General features: G+C 70.9%; 16 protein-coding genes. All 16 read right to left on the reverse strand.

Annotated features, from left to right (window positions below):
• The 16 genes from fliO to fliF all read right to left on the reverse strand — a co-directional run bounded on the left by fliO (position 1) and on the right by fliF (position 15337).
• Positions 1 to 435, reverse strand: coding sequence for a flagellar biosynthetic protein FliO (fliO, locus tag AB0J80_RS01595; protein WP_364699132.1), 435 nt, complete (start codon positions 433 to 435; stop codon positions 1 to 3).
• A gap of 2 nt (positions 436 to 437) precedes the next feature.
• On the reverse strand, positions 438 to 1190 hold the full coding sequence (fliN, locus tag AB0J80_RS01600; protein WP_364699133.1) for a flagellar motor switch protein FliN: 753 nt from the start codon (positions 1188 to 1190) through the stop codon (positions 438 to 440).
• Positions 1187 to 2107 (reverse strand): flagellar motor switch protein FliM, encoded by a 921-nt coding sequence (locus tag AB0J80_RS01605; RefSeq protein WP_364700142.1) that lies wholly within the window; start codon positions 2105 to 2107, stop codon positions 1187 to 1189. Before AB0J80_RS01605 ends, fliN begins: the two co-directional genes overlap by 4 nt.
• A 120-nt stretch (positions 2108 to 2227) precedes the next feature.
• Positions 2228 to 2695, reverse strand: a complete 468-nt coding sequence (locus AB0J80_RS01610; protein WP_364699135.1) for a flagellar basal body-associated FliL family protein — start codon at positions 2693 to 2695, stop codon at positions 2228 to 2230.
• Between the two features lie 19 nt (positions 2696 to 2714).
• Complete coding sequence (locus AB0J80_RS01615) at positions 2715 to 3743, reverse strand: flagellar motor protein MotB (RefSeq protein WP_364699137.1); 1029 nt, start codon at positions 3741 to 3743, stop codon at positions 2715 to 2717.
• Positions 3744 to 3747: 4 nt separating this feature from the next.
• On the reverse strand, positions 3748 to 4539 hold the full coding sequence (locus AB0J80_RS01620; protein WP_364699139.1) for a flagellar motor protein: 792 nt from the start codon (positions 4537 to 4539) through the stop codon (positions 3748 to 3750).
• Entirely contained in the window at positions 4539 to 4826 is a 288-nt protein-coding gene (locus AB0J80_RS01625; protein ID WP_364699140.1) for a flagellar FlbD family protein, read from the reverse strand. Before AB0J80_RS01625 ends, AB0J80_RS01620 begins: the two co-directional genes overlap by 1 nt.
• Before the next feature lie 187 nt (positions 4827 to 5013).
• Positions 5014 to 6234 carry a flagellar hook protein FlgE gene (locus tag AB0J80_RS01630; RefSeq protein ID WP_364699141.1) on the reverse strand — a complete coding sequence of 407 codons (1221 nt, stop codon included), beginning with the start codon at positions 6232 to 6234 and terminating at the stop codon, positions 5014 to 5016.
• A 3-nt stretch (positions 6235 to 6237) separates the two neighbouring features.
• Entirely contained in the window at positions 6238 to 6759 is a 522-nt protein-coding gene (locus AB0J80_RS01635) for a flagellar hook capping FlgD N-terminal domain-containing protein (RefSeq protein ID WP_364699142.1), read from the reverse strand.
• A gap of 95 nt (positions 6760 to 6854) precedes the next feature.
• On the reverse strand, positions 6855 to 8765 hold the full coding sequence (locus tag AB0J80_RS01640; RefSeq protein ID WP_364699143.1) for a flagellar hook-length control protein FliK: 1911 nt from the start codon (positions 8763 to 8765) through the stop codon (positions 6855 to 6857).
• A 26-nt stretch (positions 8766 to 8791) separates the two neighbouring features.
• Positions 8792 to 9757 carry a transglycosylase SLT domain-containing protein gene (locus AB0J80_RS01645; protein WP_364699144.1) on the reverse strand — a complete coding sequence of 322 codons (966 nt, stop codon included), beginning with the start codon at positions 9755 to 9757 and terminating at the stop codon, positions 8792 to 8794.
• A complete protein-coding gene (locus AB0J80_RS01650; protein WP_364699145.1) occupies positions 9754 to 10455 on the reverse strand; it encodes a hypothetical protein in 702 nt (233 codons plus the stop codon). Before AB0J80_RS01650 ends, AB0J80_RS01645 begins: the two co-directional genes overlap by 4 nt.
• 241 nt (positions 10456 to 10696) lie before the next feature.
• A complete protein-coding gene (locus AB0J80_RS01655; RefSeq protein WP_364699146.1) occupies positions 10697 to 12004 on the reverse strand; it encodes a FliI/YscN family ATPase in 1308 nt (435 codons plus the stop codon).
• A gap of 14 nt (positions 12005 to 12018) precedes the next feature.
• Positions 12019 to 12693: a FliH/SctL family protein gene (locus tag AB0J80_RS01660; RefSeq protein WP_364699147.1), complete on the reverse strand. Its 675-nt coding sequence runs from the start codon at positions 12691 to 12693 to the stop codon at positions 12019 to 12021.
• Positions 12677 to 13702 carry a flagellar motor switch protein FliG gene (gene fliG, locus AB0J80_RS01665; protein ID WP_364699148.1) on the reverse strand — a complete coding sequence of 342 codons (1026 nt, stop codon included), beginning with the start codon at positions 13700 to 13702 and terminating at the stop codon, positions 12677 to 12679. Before fliG ends, AB0J80_RS01660 begins: the two co-directional genes overlap by 17 nt.
• Positions 13703 to 13738: 36 nt before the next feature.
• On the reverse strand, positions 13739 to 15337 hold the full coding sequence (gene fliF, locus AB0J80_RS01670; protein WP_364699149.1) for a flagellar basal-body MS-ring/collar protein FliF: 1599 nt from the start codon (positions 15335 to 15337) through the stop codon (positions 13739 to 13741).
• Between the last annotated feature and the right edge of the window lies 1 nt (position 15338).

A 15338-nucleotide genomic window follows, 5' to 3' on the forward strand; every position in this document is an offset into this window, starting at 1 on the left:
TCAGCGCCTCGTCGTCCGGTCGCGCAGGAAGTCCAGGGTCGACGTCCAGGTGCGCGGGGACAGGATCGAGCCCTCGAGCTTGCCGCCGTGGTGCGGCAGCACGGTCGGGTGGGCGGCCGGCAGCACGTCGTCCGCCGGCACGGCGAGCGGGGCGCGCTTCGTCGCGGCCACGTGCGGCTCGTGGGCGAAGGCTTCGAGCTCCGTCTCGCCCAGCAGGCTGACCTGGTTGTCGGTGATCCCGAGGATCAGCGCCTTGTCCGCCACCTGCACGACCGCCACCGACGAGCCGCGGCTCAGCGACTGCCGGTTGAGCACCGCCAGGTTGCCCGAGCCGCGCCTGCTGAGCCCGCCCCGGCGCGCGACCCGGGCCAGTCCCCACATCAGGCCGAAGACGACCAGCAGGGAGAAGCCGATGCGCAGGACGAGCTCGAACACGCCTACTCCCGTTCGCTGCCGGGAGTGATGATCTCGGTGATCCGGATGCCGAAGTTCTCGTCGATCACGACGACCTCACCCCGGGCGATCAGCCGGCCGTTGACCAGCAGATCGGCCGGGCTGCCGGCGGCACGGTCCAGCTCAACGATGGCGCCCGGGATCAGCGACAGCAGCTCCCGCACGCTCATCCGGGTGCGGCCCAGCTCCGCCGAGACCTCCATCTCGACGTCGTGGAGCATGTCCAGGCCACCGCGCAACGGCGCCACGTCGGACGCGCCGCGCCGCGCCACCCCGCCGGGCTCCGGGTGCCCCGGCCACGGAGTGAGGGTCAACGCCAGGACGGCGCGGATCTCCCCGCCGTCCAGCAGCGGCACCGCGACCGCGCCCGGCTTGGCGGCGATCGCGCTGAGCGCTACCCCGGGCTCCATGAGCTGACCCGGATCGAGGACCACCGGGCCGAAGGCGCGGGCGGCGGCCTCGAGGGCCGGGCGTACGGCGGCGGTCAGGTCCAGCTCGCCGAGCGGGCTCTCCTTCAGCGCGTCGGCCAGGTCCTGGCCCACCACGACGACCGCCTCACCGGTGGCCGCACCGCTGAACTTCGCAGTGATCGCCTGGCCGGAGGTCAGCATGTCGGGGGTCGCGTTCACCGGCGCCCCGATCATGAGCTCCCGGCTCGTGGGGAGCACCGCCAGGGCCGCCTCCGCGGCGGTACGGACCAGCGCGAGCTGCGGCTCGGTGATCGTGGGAGCGGTCATCGACGTTCTTCCTCCTTGGGCGTCGGCACGACGAGACAGGCGAGCCGGGCGCCCTGGTTACCGGGGACTGCGTGTGCGAAAACGGTCTCGTTGACGGTCACCTCGAGCGGCACGCTGGTCGGGTGCCCCAGCGGCACGACGTCACCGGGGCGTAGATCCACGATGTCATCGGTACGCATCCGGATGGGCTGGAATCGGACAGCTACGTCAATCGGCGCCGCGGAAAGTCCGGCCGTGAGGTTGCGCAGGGAGATCTCGCGGACCTGCCGCTCGGCCGGTGTCAGCTCGATCGCGTCCTGCTTCTCCAGTACCGGGAGGATGGTGTTGAACGGCAGGCAGATGCTGGCCACGCACTCCTCGGTGCCGATCTTCATCTCGAAGGAGGCGATCACCACCGCGTCGCCCGGCTGGTGCGCGCGCAGGAACTGGGCGTTGTACTCGATCTCGCGCAGGTTCGGCTGGATGTCGATCAGCGACTCGAAGCCGTAGCGCAGCTCACCCAGCATCCGCTCCAGCAGGCCGCGCAGCAGCGGCATCTCGACCTCGGTCAGCGGGCGCTCCGGCTGGGGCCCGCCCGGGCCGCCCAGCATGTGGTCGATAGCGGTCATCACCGCGGAGGTGGCCATCTCCAGCAGGACTGTGCCGGGCAGCGGGTCGAGCGACACCACGGCGATCACGGTCGGGTTGGTCAGCGAGGCGACGTACTCGTCATAGTTCAGCTGCTCGATGGAGATCAGCGAGACGCTGCTGACCGTGCGCAGGCGGGTGGTGAGCAGGGTTCCGCAGCTGCGGGCGAACGTCTCGAAGGAGATCTGCAGCGTCCGGACGTGCTCCCGGGACAGCTTGATGGGCCGGCGGAAGTCGTACGCCGTGGGCCCCGCGTTCCCCCGCCGGGACATCTTGCGCGTCGGAGACATGGTCACGTCGTCCTCATCGGCTCGGTTGCGCAGCCGCTGAGCCGTGAGGAGTGCTATGCCCCCTGATACGCGCGATGGGCGGATCCGCACGCTGCGGACCCGCCCACCGGAATCGCTGTGTTACTGAGTGACGAACGAGGTGAAGTAGAGGCCCATCACGAGGTGCTTGTCCTCGACGTTGTACGCCTTCTCGATCTTCTCGAGCAGCTCCGACTTCGCCGACTCGCGGCCCTTCTCCGTCTCCAGCTCGCCGATCTTCATGCCGGTGTACTGGTCGATGGCGAGGTTGAGCGCCTCGGAGGTGTCGATCTTCTCCTCACCGGCCTCCTCGGTCATCTGCAGGGCGAAGCCCATCTTCAGGTAGTGACCGTCGGCCAGGTTGATCGTGAGCGGGTTCTCGATCGCCACGACCGCGCCCTTGACCGGCTCCGGCTCCTTCGCCTCGGCCGCATCGCCCTTGAGGAACATGAACCAGGCGCCCGCGCCGCCTCCGCCGAGCAGCACGACGGCGAGCGCGATGATGATGAGCAGCTTCTTGGACTTCTTCGGCGCCTCCGCCGCGCCGTCCTTCTTGTCGTCCTTCGCCATCGGAACTCCTCCTGTCGTCTCAGTCGGTGGTGGTGGTGGTGGTGGTGGTCGGGGTGTGCCCGGTGCTTGATTCGGTCGTGCCGGCCGCCGCCTTAGCGTTGGCCTCGGCCGTCGTCTCGCCGGTGTGCAGCTTGGCGTCGGCGCCGGCCGCAGCGGGGATCAATGCGGCCTGCTCGGCCTTCAGCGTGGTCAGGACGACCACGTCGACCCGGCGGTTCATCGTGATGGACCGCTCGTCCTTCGGGTCGATGAGCGGCTTGGTGTCGGAGAAGCCGACCGCGCTCATCCGGTCCTTGGCCAGGCCGTGGTCGACCAGGTAGCGCACCGTGGTGGACGCCCGGGCCGCGGACAGCTCCCAGCCGCTCGGGTAGTAGCTCACCGTCGCCTTGAGCTGGTTGGTGTGACCGTCGACCTCGATGTTGTTCGGCAGCTTCTCGAGCGTCGGCGCGATCGCGTTCAGGATCGTCCGGCCGCCGTCCTGGAGCTCGGCGCGGTTGCCGGCGAAGACCACCTCGTTGGTGACGATGGTGACCACCAGGCCGCGCTGGTTGATGGTGAACTTGACCTGGTTGAGCAGCTTGGCCTTCGCCAGGGCGTCGGAGATCCGGTGCTCGATCTCCTTCAGGTTCTCCGCCTCCTTGGTCGCGATCCGCGCGTTGGCCGAGGCCAGCTTGCGGTCCTCGGCCTGCACAGCGCGGGCCACGGCCGCCTTCTGCGCCTGGGTCATGTTGTCGGTGCCGTCGCCGCCCTCGCCCGGGTTGACCCCCGGGTCGATCGGCACGACGGTGGTGGCCTGCCCCGCGCCCTCGAAGTGCGACGTGTTGCCCTGGAACGCCGGGCTGGCCGCGCCGAACCCCGCGGACAGGCCGGCGGCCAGCTCGGCGAACTTGTTCTTGTCGACGTTGCTCATGCTGAACAGCACGACGAAGAGCACGAAGAGCAGCGTGAGCATGTCGGCGTACGACACGAGCCAGCGCTCGTGGTTGACGTGCTCCTCGTGCTCCTCGTGACCGCCCTTCTTACGCCGCGGTCCTCCCCCGGAAGCCATGGTTTTACGCAGCCTTCTTGTTGTTGGCGGCGGCCTCAGCGGCCTTGGCGGCGTCCGGCGGCAGCAGGCTGCGCAGCTTCTGCGCGACCAGGCGCGGGTTCGAGCCGGCCTGGATGGCCAGCACGCCGTCGATGACGAGCTCCATCTCCTCGGCCTCGATGCCGGAGAGACGGGTCAGGCGGGCCGCCACCGGCAGCCAGATGAGGTTCGCGGAGAGCACGCCCCAGAGCGTCGCGACGAACGCCGCGGCGATGGAGTGGCCGAGCGTCTCCGGCTGGTCCAGGTTCTCGAGCACGTGCACGAGGCCCATGACCGTGCCGATGATGCCGACGGTCGGGGCGTAGCCGCCCATGTTCTCGAAGATCTTCATGCCGGCCTTGTCGGCCTTCTTCTTCGCGGCGACCTCGGCGTGGAGGATGTCGTGCAGCTCCTCCGGGTCCGTACCGTCGATCGCGAGCTGCAGGCCCCGCTTCAGGAACGGGTGCTCGACCGTCTTGACCGCGTCCTCGAGCGCCAGCAGGCCCTCGCGGCGGGCCCGCTCGGCGAGCTTGACGATGTCGTCGACGAGCTTGTTCGGCGGCGTCACCTTGGCCAGAAAGGCCTTCTGCAGCAGCTTGCCGACGCCGAGCGCGTCCTTCATCACGCCGCCCGCCATGCCGGCTGCGAACGCACCACCGAAGACCAGCAGCATCGACGGGATGAGGATGATGGAGGCCGGGCTGCCGCCCTCCAGGATCTGCACGGTGAAGACGATCGCCAGGGCGACGACTACACCGACGATGGTGGCGAGGTCCATCAGCGGTCCTTCCGGTGCAGCGGCAGCACGGTCGCAGAGGTCTGCGTCGCCTGCTCGTCCTCGGTGTCGGTCAGGTGGGCCGGCTCGGCCTCGATGCGGCTCGCCTGGGCGATCAGCGAGGCGCGGTAGTGGCGCACCGAGTCGATGAACTCGGGCACGGATTCGGCGATGACGTACTTGGTGCCGTCCACCAGCGTGATGACCGTGTCGGGCGTGCAGTCGGCACGCTCGACCAGGTCCGGGTTGAGGGCGAAAACGGCTCCGTTGAGGCGGGTTACGAGGATCACGACATCCGTCCTTGGGGCGTCATAGCGGCTGGTGGGGGCCATCCGTGGCCCGTCACTTGACAGTTCGGCGGAGCGGCGGTTGCTGATGAGCGCGCTCCGGTCTCTTTACGGGTGCGAGGTGCGCCGGATACAGAGAAGCCGGGGCGGGCCGTGAGACCCGTCCCGGCTTCCGCCGGCCGTACGGCTATCAGCGCTTGAGGTTGACGAGCTCCTGGAGGATCTCGTCCGAGGTGGTGATGATCCGGCTGTTCGCCTGGAAGCCGCGCTGGGCGATGACCAGGTTGGTGAACTCCTGCGCCAGGTCGACGTTCGACATCTCCAGCGCGCCGCTGGTGATGAGGCCGAGACCCGCCGAGCCGGCGGAGCCGACCTGGGCCAGACCCGAGTTCACCGTGCTGCGGAACATCGAGTCACCGATCTTCTCGAGACCGTTGACGTTGTTGAAGTTCGCCAGGGCCAGCTGGCCGAGGGTCTGCTTCAGGCCGTTGGAGAACACGCCGACGATCTGCCCGGTGTTCGACACGGTGTACGAGCTCAGGATGCCCGCCGCCGAACCGTCCGACGCGCTCACCCGGGCCTCGGTGTTACCGGCGTAGTGGGTGACGTCCTTGAAGTCGATGGCGTAGCCGTTCATCGTCGTCTGATCCGAGCCCGGCGCCGGCACGAGAGAGGTCGACGCCCGCCCGCCCGGGAAGTAGATCGTCTGCGCCGGAACCGCGGGCGTCACGTTCGGCATGGTCATCTGCCACCGTGCGACACCCGACGGGTCGTTCGTCATCTTGGTCAGGACGACCTCGAGCGTGCCCGACTGCCCGTTGGCGTCGATCGTCGGGATCGGGATGGTCTTGGCGCTGGTGGGGCCCACGGCGGCCTCGAACGACAGGTTGCCGGTCAGGGTGAACTTCGTGGTCGCCACCGGCTGGAGGCTGATGCCGATCGGCAGCTTGATGTCGTCCGGGGCGCCGGCCGTGTTGACCACGCCCTGGGTGTCGGCGCTCCAGCCCTGCACGATCTGGCCGTTCGGGGTGGTCAGCGAGCCGTTCGCGTCGAAGGTGAAGGAGCCGGCGCGGGTGTAGACCGACTCGCCGCCGCTCTTGGTGATGAAGAAGCCGTCGCCCTGGATCATCATGTCGCCGGACTTGCCGGTGGTCTGCGCGGCGCCCTGGCTGAAGTTGGCGTTGATGCTCGCGGTGCGCACACCGAGACCGACCTGCGCCGGGTTCGTGCCACCCGCCTGGTTCTGCGGGGCACCGGCGGCGTTGACCATCTGCGACAGCGTGTCCTGGAAGACGGTCTGGCTCGACTTGTAACCGGTCGTGTTCACGTTGGCGATGTTGTTGCCGGTCACGTCCATCATCTGCTGGTGCGCGCGCAGGCCGCTGATGCCGGAGAAAAGGGAACGCAGCATAGGTCAGTTGTCCTTCGTGGTAGCGGAATCGGAGGCGGTGTTCGGGGTAGCGGTCTGTCCGGTGCCGGCCGCGGGCTGCGCGGCCGCCGACTGCTGGACTTCCGTGACCTTCGACAGCTGCACATCCGTGTTCCCGACCACGAGCGTCGGTTCGCTGTCTCCGTTGAGCTTCGTCCGGGTGACGACGCCCGTCTGGCTGACGCCGTTGGCGTCCTGGTACGTGACCGTGCGGCCGACCAGCGCGCTGGCGCCGATCAACTGCTGGGCCTGCATCATCTGGGCGATCTGGCCGAGCTTCTCGACCTGGGTGAACTGGGCGGTCTGCGCCAGGAACTGGGTGGAGTCCGCCGGGTTCGAGGGGTCCTGGTACTTCAGCTGGGCCACCAGCAGCTTCAGGAAGGTGTCCTGGTCGCCGACCGACTTGCTGCCCGCGTCGACCTTCGTCTTGTTGGTGTACATGGACGTGGCGCCGGCGCTCTTGTCGTCGTACTTGTTGCTGACGAATCCGTTGATCGGCGAAGTCATGCGACCGGTCCTCCTGAACCTTCGGTGGTGACCCTCAGCTTCAGGTTCGGCGGGCTCCCGGAATCGCTTAGCCCCAATTTTCCAGGTTTCGGAGCTTAAGCCTGCACGTCCAGACGGCTGGTGCCGGCGGGGCGGGAAGGCACCGGTGGGGCGCTCTCGGCGGGCGCGGCCGCCGGCCCGTTTCCGGTACGCCCGGAGCCGCCGTTCCCACCCCCACCGTTGTTCATGAACGACGAGAACTGTTGCCGCGCCTGCTCCTGACCGGTGCCCTGCCGCAGGTCCAGCGAGGTGTTGCCGAAGCCGGACTGCTCGAGCTCGCGGCGCAGGTCGTCCATGGCGTCCCGCAGCGTCTCGTGGCCGGCGTCGGTCGAGCTGGCCAGCTGCACCGTGATGTCGCCGTTGCGGATCTCCGCGATGATCTGGACCGGTCCGAGGTCGACCGGGTGCAGGTTGACGGTGAGCCGGTGCACCCCGTCGGCGTCCAGGCGCAGCGGGGTGATCCGGGTGGCGAGCTGCATGGCCACCGGCCCCGGCAGCGGCGGTGCCGCGGGCGGTGCCGGGGTGGATACCGGTGCTGCTGGTGCCGCCGGTGCGGCGGGTGCCGCCGGAACGATCCCGGCCGGGGCGGCAGGCGCATCCGATCCGGCGACGTTTTGGCTCGGAGGAGGAGCGAAAGCGCCGGAACCCTGCCCGGTGTTCGCCGCGTCTGCGCCGGTGTCCGCGCCCGAGCCGGACGCGGTCTGTTCCGCGACGGGAGTCCCGGTCGCCGGTGCCTCGGTACGGTCGGCGCTCGCCGCCGGGCCGGCGCTGGGCTCGGTGGGTACCGCGGCCGCCTGCTCGGTCGTGGCCGCCGGTGTCGCTGCGGTTGCCGTGGCCGCAGGGTCGGCAGGGGCGGCTGTGACCGGTGTCGTGGCGGGGACCGCCGCTGCAGTTCCGGGGTCTGTTCCGCCGGCCGCCGTGGTCATGGCCGCGGTGAGCGCCGGGTCCGCCGGGACGGTGGCGGCCGGCAGGCCGCCCTGCTCGGTCTGCACGTTGGGCGCGGCGGCGCCGGCCTGCGGAGTCACCGTCTGGGCCGTGGTGTCCGGCGTGAGCGGGATGCCGACCGGCTGAGCGGCAGCGGCCTGGGCCTGCGCATCCGGCTGGGAAGCCGCCGGCACGCCGGTCTGCGGGCCGGTCTGCGTTGCGGCCGGTGCCGCCGGCTGGGCGGCGGGCTGAGCTTGCGGCTGGGCCGGTGCCGCCGGCTGCGCTTCTGCCGGCGCCGCGGCGGGAGCCTGAGCGGCGTCTGCGGGTACGGCCGGGGCGGTGGGCAGGCCGGCGGAGGGCCGGGCGACAGCCCCGACCGCGCCGGCCGGACCGGACGCCGCCGGGGTGTCGGCAGCTGCTGGGGCGGTCACGGTGGTCGGCGTCGTGGTGCCGGCGATGACGAAGGCCGGAGGTGTGGCAGGAGTTGCGGCCTCGTCCGTGGTGGCCTCGGCCTCCGCCACCGTGGTCTCGTCCAGGGCGGTCGTCTCCTCGGGCGCGTCGCTCTCCGCGCGCTTAGTCACCGGCCGGGCGTCGCCCGCGCCGGCGGCCTCCGGCCGGGTCTTGTCCGGCCTGGCGCCCTGGGGACGTCCGGAATCCGGCCTGGGTCCCTCCGGGCGGGTGCTCTCCGGACGGCTCACCGGGGGACGCTGCGCCGTCGTCCGCCGGGCCGCGGCCCGCGCCTGGGACAGACGCTGCTGCTCGGCGAAGCGGTCCCGGGCCTCCGACGCCCGGTCGCGGGTCGCGGTCGTCCGGTCGCGGGCCTCGGACGCCCGCTCACGGCTCTGCGCGGCGCGCTCCTGGCTGTCGGCGGCGCGGTCCTGGGCGATCCGGGCCCGGTCATCACCGGTACGGTCGGGAGCCCGGTCGAGCTCGGCGGACAGGGCGGAGCCGAAAGCCTCGCCGCCGTCGCCGGAGCGCGAGCCCGTACGCCGCCCGGTGTCGGCCGCCGGTTTACGGTCGGGGCCGGTGACGGAGCTGGTCATGGGTGCCTCCTCGTCGCCGAGCCGCCTCAGCCGAGGGCGGCCAGGGCCTTCTGAACCTTCGGCACGTACGCCTGGGTCTCGGCGAACGGCGGGATGCCGCCGTACTTGTGCACGTTGCCGCCGCCCGCGTTGTACGCGGCGAGCGCCAACGGCAGCGACTTGAACTCCTTCAAGTGGCTCGAGAGCAGCTTCGCGGCGCCGTTGATCGCCTGCTGGGGGTCGAACGAGTTGTGCACCCCGAGGCCGCGCGCGGTCGCCGGCATCAGCTGCATGAGCCCCTGCGCGCCGGCCTTGCTGACCGCCTTCGGGTTGTAGCCCGACTCGACCTTGGCGACGGCGGCGAGCAGCTTCGGCGAGACGCCGTACTTGGCGCCCGCCTTCATGAACATGTCCGCGTACGGGACGCCGGCGAGCGAGGTGCCGTTCTGGAGGCTGGCCGGGCGTACGGCGGCAGTGCCGGCCGCGCTCGCCACGCCGGCGGTCGCCTCGGTGCCGACCACGCGGCGGATGTGGGTCGGGGTCTCGTACACCGACTGGATCTTGACGTGGTCGCCCGGCTTGGGAGCGGCGATCATCTTGTTGTCGCCGAGGTAGATGGCGACGTGGTCGACCGGAGAGTCGAACGCGAGGATGTCGCCGGGCCGGGCGTCGGCGAGGCTGTCCACCTTCGTGCCCACCCGGGCCTGCTCGCGCGAGGTCCGGGGCAGGTCCACCCCGAGGTCCTTGTACGCCCGCTGCACCAGCGCGGAGCAGTCGAGGCCCTTCGCGGGGTCGGTGCTGCCGAAGACGTACTTGGTGCCGAGGTACTTCTTGGCGGCGTCGACGACCGCCTGCCCGGTGACGCCCGACGAGGTGGTGCCGGTGCCCTTGGCGTCTGCGAGTGCGCTGGCGAACGATGGGCCGGAAGTGGCGGAGGTGGTCGAGGGGGTGGCGACTCCCAGCTGTGACTGCAGCTCGGAGATGCGGGACAGAACACCCTGAACACCCATCATGCGCGGCTCCCGTGATCGTCGTCGGCGTTGCCTTCGTGTCTGAGTTCGGCGGGTTCCGGAGCGCGCTTAGCGGCAAGGGACAACTGGGCGCGGGTGGCCTCGATGGCCTGCCGCGCGTCGGCGAGGTCGATCAGCGGCCGCTGGGCGGCGACGGAGTTCGCGGTCTCCCGCGCGGCGTCCTCGCGCGCGGCGGCGGACCGTTGGCGGTCGGCGACCGTGCCGGCGCCCGTGCGCAGCGAGCTGGCCCGCTGCTCGGTGGTCCCGTCGACACCCCGGGCGGCGTTGCGGGCCTTCGTCGTCACCGCGATCTCGTCGAGCGCCACCTGTTCCACCGCGAGGTCGTGCCGGCGTACGGTCTCGGCGTGCCGCTCGGCCAGCATCTCCACGGCCCGGCGCCGGCGGGCGGCGACGGCCAGCTCGGCCTCCTTGTCACGGGTGCGCTCCTCGGCGTCCACGACCATCCGGTGCGCACCGGACAGCGTGGCGGCCATGGACTGCCGGGCGACCATCGACGCGACCATGGCCCGCGCGGTGCCCTCGGTCGGCGCATCTGCCCCGGCCAGATCCAGCTGCCGTCGCTTGACCAGCGCCTGCGCATCCCGGATCTCCTGCCGGGACTGGATGACCGCCCCCCGCGCAGCGTCCTCCTGAGCTTTACGGGCGCGCAGCACGGGACCGAGCCGGAACAGGCGATTCACGGGACCTCCCAAAAGAACTCTCACTGACCCGGTCGGCCCACCCGGCCCCCCACTGAGCCCCTGCACCCGACCTGCACCCCGCCGCGGGTCGCGTGTCCGGCCCGGCGCGGGCGCAACGGCCCGGCGTCGGCAGCGCGGCCGCCCGGACCATCCGATCAGCCCGGCAGCGGCGCAACGGCCCGGTCCCGGCAGGGCATCGCCGTGTGCCACAGCGCTTGTCCGTGCCCGTACCTGAAAAGAATCAAGACCCCGCGATCAGCTGACGGAGTTGAGCCCAAGCCTGCTCCGCAGAGACCTTTTCGTCCAACCCCTGCCGCAGGAACGCGGTGATGTGCGGCCAGATCGCGGTCGCCCGGTCGGCATCCGGGTTCGTGCCGGGCACGTAGGCACCGATCTCGACCAGCTCCCGGATCTCGCGGTGGGCGGCCATCATCCGGCGCAGCTCGGTGGCGTCGCTGCGCTGCTCCGGAGTGGTGATCTTGTTGGCCACCCGGGAGATGGAGTCGAGGGCCTGGATGCTCGGGAAGTGCCCGGCCGTGGCCAGCTTGCGGTCCAGGACGATGTGGCCGTCGAGGATCGAGCGGGCCGCGTCGGCGATCGGTTCGTTGTGGTCGTCGCCCTCTACCAGGACCGTGTAGAGGCCGGTGATGCTGCCGCGGGCGCCCGGGCCGGCGCGTTCCAGCAGGGAGGCGAGCATCGCGAAGACCGACGGGGGATAGCCTCGGGTCGCGGGCGGTTCGCCGACCGAGAGGCCGACCTCGCGCTGGGCCATCGCCGCCCGGGTCACGCTGTCCATCAGCATGAGGACGTCCTGGCCCTCGTCGCGGAAGTACTCGGCGATGCGGGTCGCGACCATGGGCGCGCGGAGCCGGACCAGGGGCGGGGTGTCCGAGGTCGCGATCACGACCACCGAGCGGGCCAGGCCTTCCGGTCCCAGGTCGTGCTCGATGAACTCGCGGACCTCGCGGCCGCGCTCGCCGACCAGGGCGACGACGTTCAGTTCCGCGGTGGTGCCCCGGGTGATCATCGACATGAGCGTGCTCTTGCCGACGCCGGATCCGGCGAAGATGCCGATGCGCTGGCCGCGGCCGCACGGGACGAGGGTGTCCAGGACGCGGACGCCCAGCTGCATCGGGGCGTCGACGAGCTGGCGTTCCATGGCGGACGGTGGGGCCGCCTCGATGCTGACCAGGTCGCCCTTGAGCGGGGGCCCGCCGTCCATGGGGCGGCCCAGGCCGTCGAGGATCCGGCCGCGCAGGTCCGGGCCGACCGGTACGCGCAGCGGCCCGCCGGTCGACACCACAGGGCTGCCGGTGCCCAGGCCGGCGATGGGGCCGAGCGGCAGGCAGGAGAGGCGCTCGCCGTCGAGGGCGGCCACCTCGGCGAAGACGGCCTCGTCGCCCTCGCCGATCTGCAGCAGGTCGCCGACGCGGGCATCCAGTCCGCTGACCGTCACCCGCAGGCCGACGGCGCCGGTCACCTTGCCTCGGCTCAGCGGCCTGGCCGCGGTGAGGGCGGCGTTGATGCGGTTGCGGAAGACGTCGGTCACGGGCGGCGACTACCTCACACTCGGAGAGCCTCTCGCGCTCTGGCGACGGCAGCGGCGATGGACGCGTCCACCGTGGTCGTACCGGTCTCCGCCACGGCGTCGCCGGGGCGCAGGGCCGGGTCGGGGCGCAGGTGCACCGGCCGACCCTCGTAGTTGTAGTCGGCGTCGGTTGCCGTGCCGACCAGATTGCGGAAATCCTCGGGATGCAGGCTGACCACGATGTCGCCCTGTTCCGGGGCGGCGTTCATGGCGCGGCGCAGGGCGGCCGCGGCCCGGCCCTCCGGGTCGTCCATGGCCCGGCCGACGATCGCCTCGGCCAGCTCGAAGGCGTGCGCCAGCACCGCCTCCTGCAGCTCGTGCAGGGTGGGCATGAGCTGCGTCTCCAGGCCCGTGACGGCCCGGCCGAGGGCGTTGACCGCCTGCGCGAGCGCGGCGGCGCGGCGCTGCTCGTGCGCGAGCTCCCGGGCCCGCGCCCGCTCCGCGGCCGCCACGGCCTCCTGCGCGGCGGCTCGCTGGCCCTGGGCCCAGCCTTCGGCATAGCCGGCGGTGCGGGCTTCCTGCTTCGCCCGCTCCACGGGGGCGCTGTCCATCGGTACGCCCTTGCGCAGGTCCACGCCGAAGCGGGCAGTCGTGGCGGAGTCGGCCACCGTGCCGCGCAGCACCGGCCGTTCCTCAGGCGATGAGCTCATCGGCCTCGCCGCCACGCTGGATCTCGATCTGGCCGGAGTCCTCGAGCGAGCGGATCACCGAGACGATCTTCTGCTGCGCCTCCTCGACCATGCGCACCTTGACCGGGCCCATGAGGTCCATCTCCTCGAGCAGGTTCTCCCGGCCGCGCTCGGACAGGTTGCCGGTGACCTTGCCGCGGACCTCGTCGTTGACGCCCTTGAGCGCGGTGGCGAGGTCGGCGGGCTCGACCTGGCGCAGCACCAGCTGCACCGAACGGTCGTCGAGGTTGACGATGTCCTCGAACATGAACATCCGCCGGCGGATCTCCTCGGCGATCTCCGGGCTGCGAGCCTCCAGGGCCTCCAGGATGAGCCGCTCGGTGGTGCGGTCGGCGCGGTTGATGATGTCGACCAGCGGCCCGAGGCCGCCGACCGTCGACAGCTCGTCGGGCTGCAGCACGGTGGAGAGCTTGCGCTGCAGGGCCAGCTCCACCTGGCGGATCACGTCGGGCGAGGTGCGGTCCATGACGGCGATCCGGTGCGCGACGTCGGACTGCACCTCGGGTGCGAGCCCGGACAGGATCGAGGACGCCAGCGCCGACGGGATGTGCGCCAGGACCAGCGCGATCGTCTGCGGGTGCTCGTACTGCACGTAGGAGAGCAGCTGCCGGGGGTCGGCGTGGCTGAGGAAGTTGAACGGCATGTCGGTCATCGACGCCTGCAGCCGGTCGAGGATCAGCTGGGCGCGCTCGGTGCCCAGCGACGCCTCGAGCAGCTCCCGGGCGTACGCCATGCCGCCCGCCCCGGCGTGCTTCGTCGTCGCCATCGCGTAGAACTCGTCGATGACGTCGACCACGACCTCCGGTTCGAGCTTGCCGAGGCGGGCGATCTCCGCGGAGAGCTCCTCGACCTCGTTCTCCTTCATGGTCGCCAGCACCCGGGTCGAGTACTCCTTGCCCATCCGTACGAGCAGGATGGCGGCCTTGCGCAGACCGGTCATCGACGTCGTGCTCAGTGCTGGTGTGGACAACGCGGTTCCTCCTTGAACCAGGGGGGTCGGGTCGGGTCAGCGGCTGGCGCCGAGCCAGCCCCGAAGCAGGGCGGCCATCTCCTCGGGCTGGTCCTCGACCATCTGCTCGATCTCGCGCTGCCGCTCCTCGAGCGCCTCGTGAACGTGGTTAGCGGCCTCGATGGCCGGCGACGGGATCGCGGCGTTCAGCTCGGCCAGGCGCTGCGCCTCCAGCGCGGCCTGCATGTCCTCGAGGTGCTTGAGCTCGGCCGGTGTCAACGCCTTGCGCTTCTTCTGCTTCCGGCTCCAGCGCCAGGCCAGGAAGATCAGGAAGAGGACGACCAGGGCCATCGCGGCCGTCTTGATCAGCGAGGTCTGCTTGGCCGTCTTCTCCGCCGCGACCGAGGCGGCCAGGGCGTCCTGGGCGGCGGTGGCGGCACTGGTGTCGAACGCCATGGCACTCACCGCGACCGTGTCACCCCGGTTCGGGTCGATGCCGGCCGCGGCGCTGACCAGCTGCTGCACGTCCGCCTGGTTCACCGCGCCGGCGGTGGTGGCGTCGAGCAGGACGGCGACGTTGAGCCGCTTGATGCTGCCCGGAGCGCTCTTGCGGGCCTCGGTGGTCTTGTTGACCGCGTTGTTGCGCACGTTGGTGCTGTTCTCGTACTGGCCCGTGCCCGCCGTGCCCGCGGCGTTCGGCACCTGGACGTTGTCCGGGCCGAGCACGCCGCCGGTTCCGTTGCCGTTGCCGTTGTACGCCTCGCGGCTGATGCTCTCCGAGAGCGCGGCGACCGACGGGTCCGACGAGTACGTCTCCGTGGTCGTCGAGGTCTGGTCGAAGTCGAGCTCGGCGGTGGTGGTGACGACGGCGTGGCCCGGGCCGACGACCGCGTCGAGCATGTTCTGCAGCGAGGAGTTGAGCCGGTTCTGGAAGGCGACGGTCTGGGAGTCGGCGCCGCTCTCCGATCCGGCGGCGACAGCCTGCCCGCCGCCGGCCGACAGCACCTTGCCGTCCGCACCGACCACGGTGACGTTCGTCGGGTCGAGGCCCTCCACGCCGGAGGCGACGAGGTTCACGATCGCCTGGACGGTCTGGGTCGACAGCGGCTTGTTGGGCGACGACCGCACCAGGACGGAGGCGGTGGTCTTGCTCGCGTCGTCCGCGAAGACGTCCTTCTGCGGGACCACGAGGTTGACCGTGGCCGCCTCGACGCCGTCGATCGCCTTGATCGTGTTGGCCAGCTCGCCCTGCAGCGCCCGCTGGTAGTTCGTGTGCTGCATGAAGTCGCTGGTGGTGATCCCCTGCTGGTCGAGCAGGGCGTAGCCGGTGTCCGAGTCCCCGGGCAGGCCCTCGCCGGACAGCTGCAGGCGCAGGTCGTACACCTGGTCCTGGGGCACCATGATCGTGGTGCCGCCGTTGGCCAGCTCGTACGGCGTGCCGGACTTCTGCAGCGACTCGACGATCGCGCTCGCATCCTTGCTCGACAGGTTGCTGAACAGGGCGGAGTACGACGGCGTGGAGGCCCACGTGGCGAAGAAGTAGCCGCCGATCGCGAGGGCGAGCACCGTCGCGATCGTCACGGCCTTCTGTCCGGGGGTGAAGGACTTGAAGGCGTCGCCGACCTTGCGTACGGGCGCGGGGAGACGGTCCGTCATT

Source organism: Actinoplanes sp. NPDC049548 (genome assembly GCF_040676695.1).
Lineage (GTDB): Bacteria > Actinomycetota > Actinomycetes > Mycobacteriales > Micromonosporaceae > Actinoplanes.

What these genes read in the sequence shown, in the direction of transcription:
- fliN (WP_364699133.1), bottom strand. Translation starts at nt 1,190, where the DNA reads ATGACCGCTCCCACGATCACCGAGCCGCAGCTCGCGCTGGTCCGTACC.
- AB0J80_RS01605 (WP_364700142.1), bottom strand. Translation starts at nt 2,107, where the DNA reads ATGTCTCCGACGCGCAAGATGTCCCGGCGGGGGAACGCGGGGCCCACG.
- AB0J80_RS01610 (WP_364699135.1), bottom strand. Translation starts at nt 2,695, where the DNA reads ATGGCGAAGGACGACAAGAAGGACGGCGCGGCGGAGGCGCCGAAGAAG.
- AB0J80_RS01615 (WP_364699137.1), bottom strand. Translation starts at nt 3,743, where the DNA reads ATGGCTTCCGGGGGAGGACCGCGGCGTAAGAAGGGCGGTCACGAGGAG.
- AB0J80_RS01620 (WP_364699139.1), bottom strand. Translation starts at nt 4,539, where the DNA reads ATGGACCTCGCCACCATCGTCGGTGTAGTCGTCGCCCTGGCGATCGTC.
- AB0J80_RS01630 (WP_364699141.1), bottom strand. Translation starts at nt 6,234, where the DNA reads ATGCTGCGTTCCCTTTTCTCCGGCATCAGCGGCCTGCGCGCGCACCAG.
- AB0J80_RS01635 (WP_364699142.1), bottom strand. Translation starts at nt 6,759, where the DNA reads ATGACTTCGCCGATCAACGGATTCGTCAGCAACAAGTACGACGACAAG.
- AB0J80_RS01640 (WP_364699143.1), bottom strand. Translation starts at nt 8,765, where the DNA reads ATGACCAGCTCCGTCACCGGCCCCGACCGTAAACCGGCGGCCGACACC.
- AB0J80_RS01645 (WP_364699144.1), bottom strand. Translation starts at nt 9,757, where the DNA reads ATGATGGGTGTTCAGGGTGTTCTGTCCCGCATCTCCGAGCTGCAGTCA.
- AB0J80_RS01660 (WP_364699147.1), bottom strand. Translation starts at nt 12,693, where the DNA reads ATGAGCTCATCGCCTGAGGAACGGCCGGTGCTGCGCGGCACGGTGGCC.
- fliF (WP_364699149.1), bottom strand. Translation starts at nt 15,337, where the DNA reads ATGACGGACCGTCTCCCCGCGCCCGTACGCAAGGTCGGCGACGCCTTC.